This is a genomic window from Aurantivibrio plasticivorans (genome assembly GCF_055392955.1).
This window is the reverse complement of sequence record NZ_AP036020.1, coordinates 4,069,389-4,084,771: the sequence shown is the minus strand read 5'-3', so window position 1 is coordinate 4,084,771 and position 15,383 is coordinate 4,069,389. Positions and strand designations below refer to the sequence as shown.

General features: G+C 45.3%; 12 protein-coding genes and 1 tRNA gene. 5 read left to right on the top strand and 8 right to left on the bottom strand.

Annotation, left to right across the window (positions count from 1 at the left end; genetic code table 11):
- The first annotated feature begins 707 nt into the window (after positions 1–707).
- Together ACZ5NB_RS18385 and ACZ5NB_RS18380 are read left to right on the top strand one after the other, a co-directional pair.
- Positions 708–1,502, top strand: coding sequence for a thioesterase family protein (locus tag ACZ5NB_RS18385; protein ID WP_460234186.1), 795 nt, complete (start codon positions 708–710; stop codon positions 1,500–1,502).
- A 68-nt stretch (positions 1,503–1,570) separates the two neighbouring features.
- Positions 1,571–5,551 carry an NACHT domain-containing protein gene (locus tag ACZ5NB_RS18380; RefSeq protein WP_460234184.1) on the top strand — a complete coding sequence of 1,327 codons (3,981 nt, stop codon included), beginning with the start codon at positions 1,571–1,573 and terminating at the stop codon, positions 5,549–5,551.
- Here the strand turns inward: ACZ5NB_RS18380 and ACZ5NB_RS18375 are convergent.
- The gene (locus tag ACZ5NB_RS18375) at positions 5,451–5,840 is read right to left on the bottom strand and encodes a UPF0175 family protein (protein ID WP_460234183.1); all 390 of its coding nucleotides are present in this window, start codon (positions 5,838–5,840) and stop codon (positions 5,451–5,453) included. The two genes, ACZ5NB_RS18380 and ACZ5NB_RS18375, sit on opposite strands and share 101 nt — an antisense overlap.
- A 154-nt stretch (positions 5,841–5,994) precedes the next feature.
- Here ACZ5NB_RS18375 and ACZ5NB_RS18370 point away from each other — a divergent pair, with 154 nt between their 5' ends.
- Genes ACZ5NB_RS18370 through ACZ5NB_RS18360 form a run of 3 tightly spaced genes read left to right on the top strand, consistent with a single transcriptional unit; the run spans position 5,995 to position 7,845 of the window.
- Positions 5,995–6,477: a hypothetical protein gene (locus ACZ5NB_RS18370; RefSeq protein WP_460234182.1), complete on the top strand. Its 483-nt coding sequence runs from the start codon at positions 5,995–5,997 to the stop codon at positions 6,475–6,477.
- Positions 6,474–7,403, top strand: coding sequence for a histone deacetylase family protein (locus tag ACZ5NB_RS18365; RefSeq protein ID WP_460234181.1), 930 nt, complete (start codon positions 6,474–6,476; stop codon positions 7,401–7,403). Before ACZ5NB_RS18370 ends, ACZ5NB_RS18365 begins: the two co-directional genes overlap by 4 nt.
- Entirely contained in the window at positions 7,384–7,845 is a 462-nt protein-coding gene (locus ACZ5NB_RS18360) for a hypothetical protein (protein WP_460234179.1), read from the top strand. Before ACZ5NB_RS18365 ends, ACZ5NB_RS18360 begins: the two co-directional genes overlap by 20 nt.
- 15 nt (positions 7,846–7,860) lie before the next feature.
- On the opposite strand, the gene ACZ5NB_RS18355 is transcribed toward ACZ5NB_RS18360, so the two are convergent.
- From ACZ5NB_RS18355 to ACZ5NB_RS18325, 7 genes are all read right to left on the bottom strand, one after another.
- Positions 7,861–8,613 carry a hypothetical protein gene (locus ACZ5NB_RS18355; RefSeq protein ID WP_460234177.1) on the bottom strand — a complete coding sequence of 251 codons (753 nt, stop codon included), beginning with the start codon at positions 8,611–8,613 and terminating at the stop codon, positions 7,861–7,863.
- Between the two features lie 14 nt (positions 8,614–8,627).
- Positions 8,628–9,869, bottom strand: a complete 1,242-nt coding sequence (locus ACZ5NB_RS18350) for a M48 family metalloprotease (RefSeq protein ID WP_460234176.1) — start codon at positions 9,867–9,869, stop codon at positions 8,628–8,630.
- A 584-nt stretch (positions 9,870–10,453) separates the two neighbouring features.
- A tRNA-Phe gene (locus ACZ5NB_RS18345) sits at positions 10,454–10,529 on the bottom strand.
- A 228-nt stretch (positions 10,530–10,757) separates the two neighbouring features.
- Positions 10,758–11,030 carry an oxidative damage protection protein gene (locus tag ACZ5NB_RS18340; protein WP_460234175.1) on the bottom strand — a complete coding sequence of 91 codons (273 nt, stop codon included), beginning with the start codon at positions 11,028–11,030 and terminating at the stop codon, positions 10,758–10,760.
- Between the two features lie 53 nt (positions 11,031–11,083).
- Positions 11,084–12,181, bottom strand: coding sequence for an A/G-specific adenine glycosylase (gene mutY, locus ACZ5NB_RS18335; protein WP_460234174.1), 1,098 nt, complete (start codon positions 12,179–12,181; stop codon positions 11,084–11,086).
- A 77-nt stretch (positions 12,182–12,258) separates the two neighbouring features.
- Entirely contained in the window at positions 12,259–13,173 is a 915-nt protein-coding gene (locus tag ACZ5NB_RS18330; protein WP_460234173.1) for a formylglycine-generating enzyme family protein, read from the bottom strand.
- Between the two features lie 24 nt (positions 13,174–13,197).
- Positions 13,198–15,270 carry an AsmA family protein gene (locus ACZ5NB_RS18325; RefSeq protein ID WP_464107708.1) on the bottom strand — a complete coding sequence of 691 codons (2,073 nt, stop codon included), beginning with the start codon at positions 15,268–15,270 and terminating at the stop codon, positions 13,198–13,200.
- Positions 15,271–15,383: the final 113 nt, after the last annotated feature.

Genomic DNA, 15,383 nt, shown 5'->3' with positions numbered 1-15,383 from the left:
AAGCGCTGTGAAAAAGAAAAGCTATTGCCAGCATTTATCCTGAGAGTGTCGGTACCATTATTTTGTAATTCGATTGTACCGGTTAAGCCAGAATCGTGCCTTGTACCGAATAATTAGTAGAGCCTGATGGAGGGGGCGTGTTTGACCCTGAGCCACCAGAGGATGATCCTCCACCACCGTCTCCGCACCCGCTCAGAAAAACCCCTAAAAAGAATAAAAAAATAAATTTAATATCAATTGAAATGAATCTCATGTGAAAGTAACCAAATGTAGAAGTAATTATTATAAATAACGCCGTTCAAGATTATTTTTTGAGCAATCTCGCAGGATACTAATTGTCTGCATTAATGACAACGAACATCGGGCGCTATATCAAGCCGCTGAAGACATTTTATGGGCGAGCCTTGGGCGTGTGTTGCGCCCGTTGCTAGGAAAAGTTTGCAGTTTAATTCATCGGCCTCGCTTTGAATGCTAGGGTGAGAACCTCAAGCATAATATGCGAATTCCGAATCGGGACCTCTAGCAGAACCTATCTTCTAATTGTACGAGGCGCAATGATGAATTGCGCGCCAAGCGATTCTTGGCCTCCAGTAATGTAAATCCCTGTATACGGGTGTCAACATCGACGCCCGATGGTTTATGATGAACCCCTTTGCGCATTTGGGTCTTAATTGCGCGTTATGGAGTTGTAGTCAGTAGGGGGAAAGATGGGAAGCCTAGCCGAACAGGGTGCGAGTCAATTAATTGCTGATGGCTTGTTCGAATGCCATATCCATGAGGATTGGAAAGTCTATGGCCCAGACGGTGGTTATATCACCTCGATTCTGCTGCGCGCGGTTGGTCAAGTCAGTGAGCATCCCTTCCCTATCTCTTACTTTGGTCAATACCTGCGCGTCGCGGATTTTGGTAAAGCGCAAGTTAAAGTCGAATGTATTAAGCGCGGGCGACAGGCGTCAGCGTATGAAGCGCAGCTTTTTCGAAACGATAAGCTTGTGCACAAAGCCCTAGTCTGGACAGGTATTCACAAACAAGGCCCGGATAACAGCGGCCTTGATCACTGCCTTTACGAAAAACCTGAATTCTATGTGCCGCTTGAAGAAGCAGGCCCGCGCCCTACTCTCGGCCCATTTCCGTTTTGGGATAATCTCGATATTAAAAAAGTGAAAGCGGGTGATGGTCACTTCGGCCAGTGGTATCGTTTTATTCCCGAATTGTATGATATTGACCCCTATCTTGATGCGGCACGCAGCCTCGTATTAATCGACACTATGCAATGGCCTGCTGCCTGGCATTTGCATAATGGCCCAATGAATTACGCAGCACCGAGTTTGGATTTGTCGGTTCGCTTTCATGCGTTTAGTGAAACACAGTGGGTGTTTTGTAATGCGGTTGCGGATGTGGGGTATGGTGGTTTGTTGGCGGGGAGTGGGTATGTTTGGGATGAGGATGGTAAGTTATTGGCGAGTGGTGGGAGTCAGAGTTTGTGTGTGGGGGTTGGGTGAAGTTGATTTTTTAGTCTAGCACTAGGCTTCTTAAATTTGATAAACATTCAGACAATTAGTCGAGTAAAGTGAATTATTCAACGCGTCGCATAGCTGTTTCAAATGAACAAGGTGAAGAGGTAGAGTATTCTGATGATGAATTCTTTGCTTTTGATGGGCCGTTAGTACTACTTGGTGAGCCTGGATCGGGGAAAAGCGAGCTTTTGAGGTACGCGGGGGCTAAAGTAGGAGTTGAAATCTACAATGCATCAACTTTAGAAGCTCTACAAAATTTTGAAAGTGAAGAAAGTGTAGTGATAGTTGATGGTGTGGATGAAGTAACTGCGTATGGTGCAGGAACTCCGATCGCCAAAGTTTTAAAAAAATTGCCATCGAATGTCTCATTTATAATTTCGTGTAGAGCTGCTGACTGGCAAGGGGTGGCGAATGCCACGATTATAAATCAGAAGTGGAAAAGACATCCGGTTGTCGGACGTATAATTCCTTTAAATGAGCAGGAAATAGTCGATTTTGTTAACTCCTATGGAGAGGGCTTTAACGGACGCGAGTTTGTTACACAAGCTTTGAATAATGATGTTTTGGAGATGTTGGGTAATCCACAATATCTATTACTTTTCCTAAAAGTTGTGAAAATTAATGGATGGCCTAAAACAAAAGTCGAACTCTACGAAAATGCTAGTCGCGTTCTAGTGGGCGAGCATAATGAAATGCATAGCTCAATTAATCCTGTGCGATATTCAATAGAAAAGCTTATCGAGGCTGCTGGGTTTATATTTTCACAGCTAATTCTTTCTGGAGAGATATGTCTAGGTAGAAGTGAATCAGAGAGTGGAAAATACGTAGCTATTCATTCCCTAGATCATACTGAATATGAACCTGGTCTGGTTGGTTCTGCAATTGCTTCGTCTTTGTTCCGTCCAGTAGGAATCAACATTTTGGAATATTGCCACAGAACGATGGCAGAGTTTTTGGCGGCAAAATGGTTGGCTAATGCGCTAAACGACAAGCTTTCCCTGTGGCGTCTAGAAACAATATTGTGTAGCAATAATATTGTCCCGTCATCACTTAGAGGGCTACATGCGTGGATAGCGACTCTAAATGCAACAGTTGCTGACAGATTTATTGATAGAGATCCATATGGCTTTTTTAGATATGGGGACCCATCTGCACTCTCTACGTATCAATCTAAAAACTTGTTAAATAATTTGCGATTGACCGCCGACCAGGACCCTTACTTCCGTGATGGGGATTGGGCTGTTGGTTTTGGCAAAGGATTGGCTAGAGAGGAGTTGCGGTGCGACATAATTGAGCTTATTCGTAGTCCGCATACACCTTTCCAACTCTCCCATATGGTCCTTGAATCAATTAAAGGTGATCCTTTTTCAGACGAAATTATTGATGAGCTATTAGAGCTGGTTGCTGATGGCGCAGCAACAACTATGGAGCGACAAGCAGCTGTTCATGCAATATCTGAAAGTAATACTCAGCCCAATTGGGTTGAGGTTGTCGAAAATTTGAGAGAGCTAGCCGATATAGAATCATTACGTATTGCTTTGCGAATAGCACAGGAAAACATAAATCATTTCGACGGACAATTGATCGGAAATATTTTTGTTGAATTGGCTGAAGCTATGTCAGAAGAAAATGGTGCAAGCTACGTTGGTTTGGGCTGGGGAATTTATGGAAAAATGTCAGCTGACCAGTTGTCAGGCTGTTTAGATGTATTAACAAGTCTAGAAAAAGGGGTAAAGAAAAAACTTGGCGCTGAAAGAAAGAACTATATCGATGAATGGCTATTTTCTACTCTTGAAGAGCGATTCAAAAGGGGTGCTTTACCTAGTGTAGAAAAAATATGGAGTTGGCTAAAACCATTGGATGAGTTCAGTTATGTCCGGTCATCTTGGGATAAATATAGTATTACGTTTTTCTCAAATAATCTCAAAATTCGCAGGGCCATCCAGGCTGAGGCTATCGTTTCTTGTGAAAATCCAGATAGACTGTGGCTGGGTCTGTTTGGTTTAAGAGCGGCCGCTAGCGGTTTATGGATGCATGAAAGCGACTTGATATACCACCTCGACTGGTTGCTAGAGAATAAAGAACAATACCCAGATTGGCCCTCAATATGGAAAGTGCTTGTTAGATGGGGAGGAGTTAACGCTGATTTTACTGGTTCATACTTAAAACATGCAAAGAATCAAGCGTCTCAAAATGAATTGCTTTTGTCTCATATTGCTGAGTTAGAGAAGCCTCCAGAAAGGGACTACAAAAAAGAGGAGGAGGAACGGCAAAAAGTATATGGAGAGAAGAGGCGCAAGAAAGCACTGGCTCGACATGAAAGATACAAAGGAATGAAGGAGGCCATTGTTAAAGGTGAGGCTCTGGGAGCGTTATATGATGTGGCCTCAACTTATCTAGGTAGGTTCTCAGATTTCACTTCAATAAAAAACCCCATAGATCGAATTGTAGAACTTGTTGGTGAGGAAATGGCCTCTACTGCTATAGAGGCGCTGTCCGTCGCGATACAGCACAATGATATTCCCAGCGCGAGAAAAATAACTGAGCTCCATACAAATGAGAGCAAAGAATACTTTCTTGAGTCAATTCTGCTCGCTAGTTGTGCGATTCAACTGGAGTCGAAAGGCGATCTATCACTATTATCAATAGAAATGGCATGTTCCGCCCTCGCATCATGTCATTGGGGCGCTCATTCATATGACGATCTATCTAACGGTGTGCAGAGAGAATTGGAAGGGCTTGTCTTTCAAACGAGAGAGGTAAAGGAGGTATTCCTACGTGATACGGTGGAACCATTTATTGAAAAGGGATCTGAACACGTGCCTGGGCTTTACCGATTATCAAGAGATGAGGAATTTGCAGATATAGGAGCAAAAGTTGCTGCAGAGTGGCTTCAAGATTATCCCGGAATGCATGCTTCAACCTCAAAGGAGTTGTTAGCAGCTGTTGTTCGGTATGGTACATGTGAGCAGGTTAAAGCTCTAGTGAATCACCATGTTTCAAAAAATAATTGGCATAGTGACGACCATCGTAATATTTGGATGGGGGTGGCCTTTTTGTCGAGCTTTGATGAATACGTTGATGAATTAACGGCATTGGTGAGAGAAGAAAAAGATAGCATATGGTCTTTTCGTGCAGTTCTTGGGTTTGCGTCTGAAGAGTCATTAGTTTGGTCAAAGCCGAACGCTATTCAAAATTATTTTCTAATAGTTGAATTTGGCTCAATATGGGAATCTGTATATCGCTCCAATATGGAATCAAGCGGGGATAAAAGTCGATGGGATGCAAGTGAATTTGTTCGTTCGAGAATAAATGCGCTTGCATCAGATTTGTCTGATGAGGCTGAAAATTTACTTGGCCGTTTGACTATTGATGATGCTTTAGCAGGTTATCAAGATCACTTAAAACATTTATATTCCCAGCAGACTAGGAACCGAGCGGAAGCCAATAAGCGGCTGCCAACTCTAAATGATGTGCGCAATATTTTGTTAAGAGGAGAGCCTTGTGATCATGACGACCTTCAAGCTATTTTGATAGATGAGTTAGATAGCTTACAAGAGCGAATAAGAAGTTCACAAACAAACGATGTCCGTCCCTATTGGAGTGGGGAAACTCCACACGATGAAAATTATTGCAGAGACCGCATTGCATCATCACTAAATCCATATTTGGAGCGTTTTAATATACGTTCACATGTTGAAGGGGCGATGCCGGGTGATAAACGCTGTGATCTCTTGAATACTCATGGAAACATGAACCTACCAATAGAAATCAAAGGGCAATGGCATAGTGAAATTTGGAGGGCCGCCGAAACACAGCTCCATGATTACACAAATGAATATCGTAGCGCTGGTCGCGGAATATACCTTGTGCTTTGGTTTGGTTACCTAGGCCCAGGTATGCCTAAAAATCCTCATGGCTGGACGGGGCAGCCTATGCCAAAAACTTTAGAGGAAATGAAAGCTGTTTTGGCTGGCAGATATAAAAATATTTCGGAAAAGACGAAAATATTCGTGCTTGATTTATCGATGTAGCGATGGACTTAATGCCATTAAGCGCTATTAAAATTAGCCCATGCTTGGAGCTATAAAAATCCTTCAGGTTTTCTATATCGTCTCCTAAGTCCTTCGACTCATATTTGAGATTCACTCCATGCCGAATGAGTACATCTAAAAACTCGTCTTGTGATATACCTGCGAGCTGGCTGCCTTGGCCCAATGTTATTTTCTCGTCGTCGTAGAGTTTTACAGCCAAAGAGGCTCGAAGCTCTTGCTCGTTTAATCCACTGGCTTTCGCGACGAGGTCTGGTATTTCTATTTTCATTCTGAATTCCGAAAAAGTGGATTTAGATGCTACATAGAATCGATATGTGGGGTCAAAGCGTATGTTGGCGCTCTAGAGCACAGAATGGTGTATTCCATCTCGGTATACTTCGGTCTTTTCACTGATCACTTCAATACATAAGGAAATGGAAATAATGCTTAAAGTTCATGTTTGGCCCCCGCACGATGGCATGGTAGGGCATGCGTCACTTTCATTTGGTACAGATTATGTCAGTTTCTGGCCTGCTGATGGGGCTGGTAAAAAAGATCTTAAAATTAAACGTAGCCAAGCCGGACACTTCATGGGCGCTCTTGCGGAAGATATATCGGCAGAAGGTGGGCGCCAACCGCTTACGGTAATGATACCGAGTATTGATGAGGCGGCGCTGTCGCGTTACATTGCAGAAATAATGTCTGACATCCCGCAATATCAGCTTGCGCGAAACAATTGTTCAAACATTGTTGCTAGCTGTTTAAAGGTCGCTAGCGGAAGAGATCCAAGCTTCCATCCCTGTGCGCAGGATTATGGTCGTATGGGTAGGTTTCTTGGTAGGGGTATTTGGACTCCGAATGAAGTGCTTCGGTATGCGCGTGAGTTATCTGAGCCATGCGTCGAAGCAGAGAAAGAGATTGCATGAAGTTAATATATAACGAGCGCTACAACTTTGATCTTGGTTTGCTCAAGTACCTTCACCCATTTGAAGGTACTAAGTTTCGTGCTATTTATGATTCGCTAAAATCAAATCCTAGCGTTGATATCGTATCGCCCTCAGGCCCTATTTCTGTGAAGGTGGTCGATGAATTTCTATCGGGCGTTATGCAGCATCGTGTGCGTAATAAAAATGGTGTGCTGAATGCACTTGAAGTGCCGCGTATCCCACTGATTAGTTATGCCTATTTAGAAAAGCGAGTATTAGAGCCCATGCGTTGGGCGGTGGCCGGCACGCTCTTGGGAGCTGAAGAGGTACTTAAAGCTGGTGGCGTAGCGTGGAATCTCGGAGGTGGTTACCACCATGCTATGCAGAAAAACATGGAAGGCTTTTGTATTTACAATGATATTGGAATTTGTGTTCAGCAGCTTACTAAAAGTGGTCTTCTTTCCTCAGAAGATAAAATATTAATCATTGATACCGATGCGCACCATGGCAATGGTAATGCTTATGCTTTCATGGAAAATAGTAATGTTACATTGCTAGATGTCTATAATTCTGCCGCCTATCCAACTTCGTCTTTTACGCGGGAGCGGGTGAATATTTCTGTTCCGTTAAAGCCAGGAACAGAAGGTAAAGAGTATTTGGAAGAACTTACATCGGCGTTATCTAAAATCGAAAGTGGTTTTAAGTTGGCGTTTGTGGTTGCGGGAACGGATGTTCTTGCCAGTGATAAGTTGGGTGGCTTTAAGCTCACTATTGATGATGTGGCTAAGCGAGAAAAAATAACGTTAGATACGTTGAAAGCTAGTTCAATTCCTGCAGTGGTACTTGGTGGTGGTGGGTATTCTAAGGATAGTGCTAAAGCGGTTTTTGCTGCGGTTGAGGGTTGTGTTGAGCTTACGAAATCTTAGTTTGATCGCTGTTTTGGTTGTGGTTGCCATAGGCCTTGTATTTCTCACGCAGCCTTATAACGCAATTCATTTCGAACGTTCTAGTAATGAGCCTGTCACCCTTTCGGCGAAGTTTTTAAATGCGACGGATGATCCTCTTTGTACCAATATTTACGTTGGAGACGAAGCCACAGGTTTTTCTGGGGTGCTTCCTCGGTTTCCCTCGGATTTACCCGATCTGCACAGCACTGATTCAGTGGAATTTGGTGAGAGTGTTGAGCTTACTGGTTTTCAGTATGAATGGGTAAAGCGAAATAAAATAACGGGTGCTGAAGTTAGGAAGCCTACAGGAAGGATGGATGTGCTCGCGTGGAGTACGGAGCGTATCGGCGAGCAGAGAACCAAGCTCGAAGGTTTGAAGCCTAGTGATTTTAATGGGGAAAATTATACGTCTTGTCGTTAGGTTGATTTACGGTAGCTAATTTATGTGGGCGCTATCCGAGTACACGCTCTGAGGTAAGGTTGATAGTGCCTTGTCGGCAAGTGATTTGCTTAGAAAGTCTACACGGGAGTTAGTCCAAAGCAACTCGCCTGTGTGTCCATCTAAAAGCGCAATATCGATTATCGCTCCATTGGCGGTAGAAGCCTTTCTTCTGTGTCGATTGGTTGTCAGAAGGTTTTGTGTAAATACTGCTCCAGCCTCTTTAGCAACATAGGCCACCGATTTTTTATATCCGGAAAAACGACTGATCAGAATTGCATCGGCACCAACTTTGTGAGTTATATCGTGTATAGCTTCGCTAACATAGATCGGCATACTGTTTGTGTTTAATTGGGGTATTCTTCTTTTTGCCTGTAAGTCTGATTTTACTCTATAGAAGTCTTGATATACTTTGGTGATCGTATAAGTAAAGTTCGTGTCGTTAGATTTTGCTGCATCGAAATTATATTCAACAATGCCGTAGCCGGCCTTCTCAAGATGAGAGCGAGTAGTGGTTTTAATGTAATTTATAATTTGGTTTTCGTCGCTAACTAGATCTTCGTCCTCGCCTGTCAATGTCAAAAATCTTATATCTACAATTGGTGGAATGATAACCACGGTTTTAATTCGCTGTAGCTCATCTAAAAGGCTTGGGTGCATATTCTGATCTTTTGCATTTGGGGTGGTGTTGCTTGCGCAACCACTTATGAGAATTACACAGAAGAGAATAGTAAGTGCGCTATATTTCATATCGTTCTCGGGAGTCACTTTGACATTAAGCGTGATAGTTTTATTTCAAATCGTTTATAGTCGAGCGCATTTTTGCTATTTTTAAGATACATTTCATAATTATTTATTGCTTTAAGATTGTCGCCTGATTGCTCGTATAGCTCCCCTAGCTTTTTATAGGCGTTTGTGACAATTGGGCTTGAGGACAACGTTAGCTGGTAGTGCTCGATGGCTTTATCGAAGTGTATGTCTCTCTTTGCTATCGCTTCGGCATAAAAATCATGACCTAATCGATCCGCTGCTCGTGTGTGTCTAAAATTGTTGTTTGCAGCGACTTGGGGGTATTCATAGAGCCCTTTATAGCACTCTGCGTAATAGTAATTTAAGTTGCCGAGTTCGTGGTTATCACTACTGATGGAATCGAGTTGCTTAATCGTTAAGAAATATAGCCGTTCCCTTATTTGTGCTTCGATATTATCTTTAAAGATGGCTTTTTGCAGCCTTCCGTACTTAGATGCTATCTCTAACTGAGCATTAGTCTTTGAGCCTGTTATATTAGAATTGCGGTGGCTGGATTCGTTTACTGAAAGTTCTCGTATTCTTTTAGAAATAGAGTGTGTACCGAAAATAGCTGAATTGCCATAGCTTAATGCGGGGCTTTTATTGATTTTTGTCAATGCGTTTAATAAGCTGCTAGCACTGTAGTTAGCTGACTCCAAGAGTCTTATTGCAAATCGGTCTGCTTCAAGTTCTTGGTCGAGAGAAAATGATGATATTGACGCGTTTGCTTCGGCATAAGCTCTGCTGAGACCAAGAGTAAATAGATCCTTAGTGTGTGCGTCCACTATTTTACTTTTTCCATTTAAAAATGCCTTAACAAAGTGCCCATATTGTAAATGTCCAAACTCATGAGCCACTAGGGATAGTAGGTCTTCGATGTTTTCCATGGCTGCGATTAGGCCGCTGGTAAGGTAGATGTTCCCATTCGGTAGTGAAAAGGTATCTGTTTTTACCGAGCGAATAATATAGATATTTGCTGGCTCTGTGAGTGTTGAATTGTTTCCTGCTAGAGTGGTTATCGACGCGTTTAAAAATTCCTCGTAACCAGGTTCAGTGTAAAGCAGGCCCTGTGATTCGAATTCTGAGTGGAGAAGAGCTGCTTGCTCTAAAAGCCAGGCTTCCTCCTTAGAGGTGTCTTCATCTGTACTTGCAAGGCTAATCGTGGAGTAGAAGATAAAGAACAGTGCGGTAACGGTAATTTTATTCAGGGTCTTCATTTATAAGAGTTCCGCCATATTTGCTTGGAGGAATTATGGTGAATATGGGCGATCTAGGCAATCTAGAAAGCGGATTGGAAAAGGAAGGTGTTTGCTGAATTCTCTCATTGGGTGGAAGGCGGATTTGAGTAGAAAAGAGAATCTATACACGGTTATTATACTCTCTATATTTTCGAGGTTGGCTCCTAACACCCCGTTGTTTGGTCTACGACCAGCTGAGGCTGCCCAAACCTGTCCTGTAAGATTTGTCGCGTTGGCTCGCTGCTAAATGCTTGGTCGCTTTTAAGGTCATTTGAATCAATAGAAATTCGATTCGTTTGATGTTTCGGAGGTGGGGCTCGATCGAGGCGGAATTGCTCGCATCGTTTTGATGCTCGGCCTTCGGCTCCTCCTGTCGTCGGACCAAAATTTACAAATCACGTCCTGTGATTTGATCTCAGATCAGCTCAAGCTGCGCCAATTCGTTCCGTACGAATTGGTGTTCCCTACAATTTTGTCGAACCACGGTCGATGATCCTCATCCCCCTCTGGGCACCATATCGCAGGCATAAAAAAACCCGCTGTAAAAGCGGGTTCCTGCGATATGGTGCCCAGAGGCGGAATCGAACCACCGACACGGGGATTTTCAATCCCCTGCTCTACCGACTGAGCTATCTGGGCAATTTTCGAGCAACTGAGCCGGGGGCTCCGTTGGCGAAGGCCGCGTATTAAACCTGCTTGGGGGCTTGGAGTCAAGCGGGCCGGAGGGGTTGGGGTAAATTTCTTTGGGTTATCCTAAGTGTTTCTATTCTAAGGGGTATTTGCTCTTAATTTGAGCAGTCCCGACTAACTATCCAAGCGATTCAATAAGCTTCTGGGGAACGACTTAGCTGTGTCTGTCGCACTTAACTAACCCTCTGACGGAGGAATATATCCGTCAGCTTTGTCGTATTCGGCACCCGAGAAAAACTTCTCCATCTGTTCCTTCAAATAGGTTCTCGCCGTCATGTCCATCATGTTGAGCTTTTTCTCGTTGATCAGCATGGTTTGGTGTTTGAGCCAGTCGTTCCAGGCTTGTTTGGAGATGTTGTCGAACAGGTCTTGGCCTAGGGGGCCGGGCATAGGAGGCATGGCGAGGCCTTCCATGTCTTTTTGGTATTTGCGGCAGAATACGGTGCGCATGGTGTTCCCTTGAATATGGATTAGTAGTTGGAATTGGGTTGTTGTGTTAGTGCTTACAGCAGCTTTGGCTGTTTTTCGCTAGTCGCGCTTGGCGCGACTTTGCTAATCAGTTTTTTGACCGGTGCGGCGAGGCCGATGGCGGCGGGCTGTTGGGGATTGTACCAGAGCAGCGTGTCGTCATTACGGATCTCGCTTGGGGTGCGCGACAGTGTACAAAGCACGGGCGTGATATCCAAATGGTAATGGCTGAAGGTGTGGCGGTAGGTGTCCCAGGTTTCTAGCTGTTGGAGGTGTTTGCCGAAGCGGTCCAGGCAATAGTCTAGTGAGGCTTTCTCGTTAGGGGAGAGATCGCTGGCGATTTCTGGGAAGCTGTAGAGGCCGCCCCAAATGCCTTGGGCGGGACGTTGTTCGAGCAGTAATTCGCCATCGGGGTTTTGAAGCATCAGCATTTGCACGGTTTTTACGGGCAGGGCTTTTTTCGGTTTCTTGCCGGGGTAATCGGTTGGGTTGCCTTGTTGGTGTGCAACACAGGTGGTTTGCACGGGGCAGCGCTCGCAATCCGGTTTGCTGCGGGTGCAGAGGGTGGCGCCGAGGTCCATCATCGCTTGGCTGTAGTGGCCGGTGCGCTGTTGCGGCGTGTGGGATTCGGCGATCTCCCACAATTGATTGGCGACTTTGGTGTTGCCGGGCCAGCCGGGAACGGCGTAGTGGCGAGCTAGAACGCGTTTCACATTGCCATCTAAAATCGCGGTGGGTAAGTCCCATACGATTGAACAAATTGCGCCAGCGGTTGAGCGACCGATGCCGGGTAATGCACTTAAGTCTTCAACCGAGTTCGGAAATTCACCTTGGTATTCTTCAACCACGGTTTTGGCGCACTTGTGTAAATTCCTCGCGCGAGCGTAGTAGCCGAGCCCCGTCCACAAATGCAAGACTTCATCGATATCTGCCGCCGCTAAATCTTGCACTGTAGGAAAGGTTTCCATAAAGCGTTCGAAATAGGGAATCACAGTGCTGACTTGCGTTTGCTGTAACATGATTTCCGATAGCCACACGCGGTAGGCATTGATGTCGTGTTGCCAGGGTAAGTGCTTGCGACCGTGTTGGTCGAACCAATCGAGAACGGCTTTGGAAAAATGGGTATTGGACATCAAACGCTACTATTTTGAAGTAAAGGCGGGATTGTACTTAAACTTTTCAGGTACCTCGAATGATTAAGGGTATTGTTTTAATGGGGTAGTTCTTTAACAACCCTAAAGCCAACATTGATGTGCCCCATTCTTTTTTCACTCCAGGAGCGTGTTGCGGAACGCGCATAACTGGGCGGGCTGCCAAATGAGCCTCCTCTTAAGACAGCTAGGTCTGTGTAGGTAACTTCACTGCGGTTTATGGCCTCGCAGTTGGTCTCCCATGCGGAACCATCATCAGGGGCTTGTTGATAATTTTCGTGGTAGCAGTCCGTTGTCCACTCGAAGACATTTCCATGTACATCAAACAGCTGGAAGGCGTTGGGATTGAGCGACGCGACAGGTAAGGTCTTGATGTTCTGTCTAGGGCAAGCGTTGGGAACGGAGATATTAGCAATATCACACAGTGACTGCTCATCACCGTCATTGCTGTAGCGTGTATTGGTTCCCGCTCGGGCGAAAAATTCCCATTCTGCTTCGCTAGGTAATCGCCATTTTTCTCCGGTAAGTTTGGAAAGCCATTGTGTATACGCTTTGGCATCAAACCAATTAATGCAGACCACAGGATGATTTTCTGTTTGCTCAAAGCCAGGATTTAGCCAGTTTCGATTATTTAGTTCTTGCCACACACCCTGCTTCTCATTGGTCAAGCAACGATTAATCGGTTCGTAGCCTGTTAGTTGCACAAAATAGGCATATTGAGCTTTAGTGACTTCGGTGGTGCCCACTTCAATAGCATTGCGCAAAGTGATGAAGTGCTGTGGGCTTTCAGTTGGTTTTCTTCCCTTCTCGCTTTCTGGAGAACCCATTAGAAATGGTTGCGGCGAGACCTTAATTGTCGTTGGTATTGGCGCATTGCCGCCCTCGCTAGCCGCCTCACTTATGTCTGCATGGCATGCGAGAATTGAAAGTAGTGGCAACGCAAAAAAGTAGGTGTATTGAATTGGTTTTTTCATTGGTACTAATGAATTCAAAAAAGTTTAAAACAACGCTTCCCACAATTTTTCTTTTAGTTCTTCACGAATCTCTTTTTTCTTTTCATCGATTTTTTTATCGGCATTGTAGCGCAGTGCTTCTTTGGCGAGGTCTTTAATGCCGTCGGAGTCGATGCCGCAGGCTTCGCTAAGGTTTAGCGTCGATAGCGAGCCTTTGCAGCGGACGATGTCGATGGCTTCTTGTTGTAAAAATTTACTGCGAATAACGCAGCCGGTTGGGCTGGTGCGTTCTTGTGAAATAGTGAGAGGGAAGCGCACTGAGAATCCTTTAGTTAGCCAATTGGCGCTGCCGGTGGCGGTGATATGTAAATTGCTGGTATCGGCTTGCAAGTCGGCGATGTGGGCGATTTGGTCTTTCCAGTTTATGCGCAAGCTAACGTTATCCACTTTGCTGGCGGTTGGCCAAGCGGAAGGGATTTCGCTGGTTTGATCGAGTTGGTAGGCTACGGAGCAGTAATGTTTCTCAAAGTTGATTCCTTCTACTTGCAATGCGTCGCTTTGGGCGGTGAGTGTGGCCACTGAGTTGGCCAGCAATTGCGACGCGAATTGCCCGTGGGTGTCGCCCGATAGCGTTACGTTGAATGTGCCAGTTAAGTCGCTAAAGTCAGCTAGATCGCTGAGCAGTGGATTTAACATGATGTTGTTAAGCTCAGCATTAAATCTACTCGTTAGTCGATTATTTTCCGCTGTTACTGTCGCGCTACTGTTGAGTTGCCCATTGTACGCATTGGCGGTGAATGGCTTTAGTGTCCATTCGCCACGTTTCCCGTGAATAGTGCCCGCAACGGTAGTGAGGGTTAGTCCCATGGCGTACAGAGAATCGACAGCAAGTTGCACATCAGCATCAACGCTGCGCAACGAATCGAGCGGCAATGGTTCTTCAGTCGTTTGAGTTTGGCCGTTTTCCGTCGGTGCCGTCTGAGTTGTGTCACTAGGTGATAGATAGTGATCTACGTTAATTGTATCGAGAGTGAAGTCACCTTTAATAAAAGGCACGGCTTGAGTGGATGCACTGATACTAGGGAATTGCATATCAACCTTGCCACGCACCGTGGATGCGTCGATAACCGCAACGAGGTTAGATAGCGTCAATCTGCTAGGTGTTACTGTGTAACTGAATTCAGCGCTTACCTTGGATAGCGCGCTGGGCGATTGCATCGTAGGTAGAGGTTTTTGCAAAGCTGAAAACCACTGACGAGCATTTATCTCGTCGGTTTTGAATTGGCCTTTGGCGTTAAAAGATTTTGCGAAGCTACCATCAACAGAAAACTGCAGATTAGCGGATTGATTGTCTGCACTAACGATGGCGCGTCCGTTTTGCCAATCAAAGGTTTGAGCCTGTTGGTTGTATTGCAATGTGCCGGACAGATCGAGAGTGGGCGCGATGGCGAGTTCGCTGTTGGCTATTTGAAATGATGCAGCGAGAGTAAATGGTTTGCCTGAAAGGTTGCTGTTGTTCACCGTCACTTGCAGTTGATCGATATCCCATTGTGCGGGAGTTCCATCGCCTGCCTGAGGGGTGGCCGCATACGTCAATTTGCCGTCCTGAATAGTAATGACTGATATTTCTAGCGCTAGTGGTTTCGCATCGCTATGCGACGTGGTTGTGGGTGATGTGTTCTCCGGTGTTGTCGAATCGGCTGACGCACTATGGGTCGGTTGGTTGTTCGGTGGAGAAAAATTATTGCCGTCGCTGGATTCTGCGAGAAAGATGCTGGGTGCTTGCAGTGTCACATTGTCGACCATTATTCGCCGATCCATTAGCGGCTTTAATGCCACTTGGGCGACGGCATAGTCAAATTGAACCAGCGGTGCACGGGGGTCAGCGTGACCAAAATCGATGGCGGTTTTGCCCAGTTGGATGGCAAGAGATGGGAAAAACTGCCAGCTTAGGTCGCCCGTCAATGTTAGTTGAATACCCTGCTCACGGGCAGCACGCTCTATCTGGCCTTTCCATTGATTGGGGTCGACGGCGGTTACTAGCAAGACGACGCCGATGGCGGCAAGTAATAACAAGAGGGCTAGCGTAAACACGCTGCGTTTAATCCACTTTCCCATAGCATGACCTAAAGGGCTATTTCCAAACGAGTGATACGGCTCACGGAGACAGGCGACTAACCTGCTTTGCCCATCTGACCGGCGCGGTTTCAGTAAGTTGCGATTAGTTAGGG

Bases quoted from the DNA above. Each gene is read 5' to 3' on its own strand.
- ACZ5NB_RS18385 (WP_460234186.1), top strand. From the start codon at position 708: ATGGGAAGCCTAGCCGAACAGGGTGCGAGTCAATTAATTGCTGATGGC.
- ACZ5NB_RS18375 (WP_460234183.1), bottom strand. From the start codon at position 5,840: ATGAAAATAGAAATACCAGACCTCGTCGCGAAAGCCAGTGGATTAAAC.
- ACZ5NB_RS18370 (WP_460234182.1), top strand. From the start codon at position 5,995: ATGCTTAAAGTTCATGTTTGGCCCCCGCACGATGGCATGGTAGGGCAT.
- ACZ5NB_RS18365 (WP_460234181.1), top strand. From the start codon at position 6,474: ATGAAGTTAATATATAACGAGCGCTACAACTTTGATCTTGGTTTGCTC.
- ACZ5NB_RS18355 (WP_460234177.1), bottom strand. From the start codon at position 8,613: ATGAAATATAGCGCACTTACTATTCTCTTCTGTGTAATTCTCATAAGT.
- ACZ5NB_RS18350 (WP_460234176.1), bottom strand. From the start codon at position 9,869: ATGAAGACCCTGAATAAAATTACCGTTACCGCACTGTTCTTTATCTTC.
- ACZ5NB_RS18340 (WP_460234175.1), bottom strand. From the start codon at position 11,030: ATGCGCACCGTATTCTGCCGCAAATACCAAAAAGACATGGAAGGCCTC.
- mutY (WP_460234174.1), bottom strand. From the start codon at position 12,181: ATGTCCAATACCCATTTTTCCAAAGCCGTTCTCGATTGGTTCGACCAA.
- ACZ5NB_RS18330 (WP_460234173.1), bottom strand. From the start codon at position 13,173: ATGAAAAAACCAATTCAATACACCTACTTTTTTGCGTTGCCACTACTT.
- ACZ5NB_RS18325 (WP_464107708.1), bottom strand. From the start codon at position 15,270: ATGGGAAAGTGGATTAAACGCAGCGTGTTTACGCTAGCCCTCTTGTTA.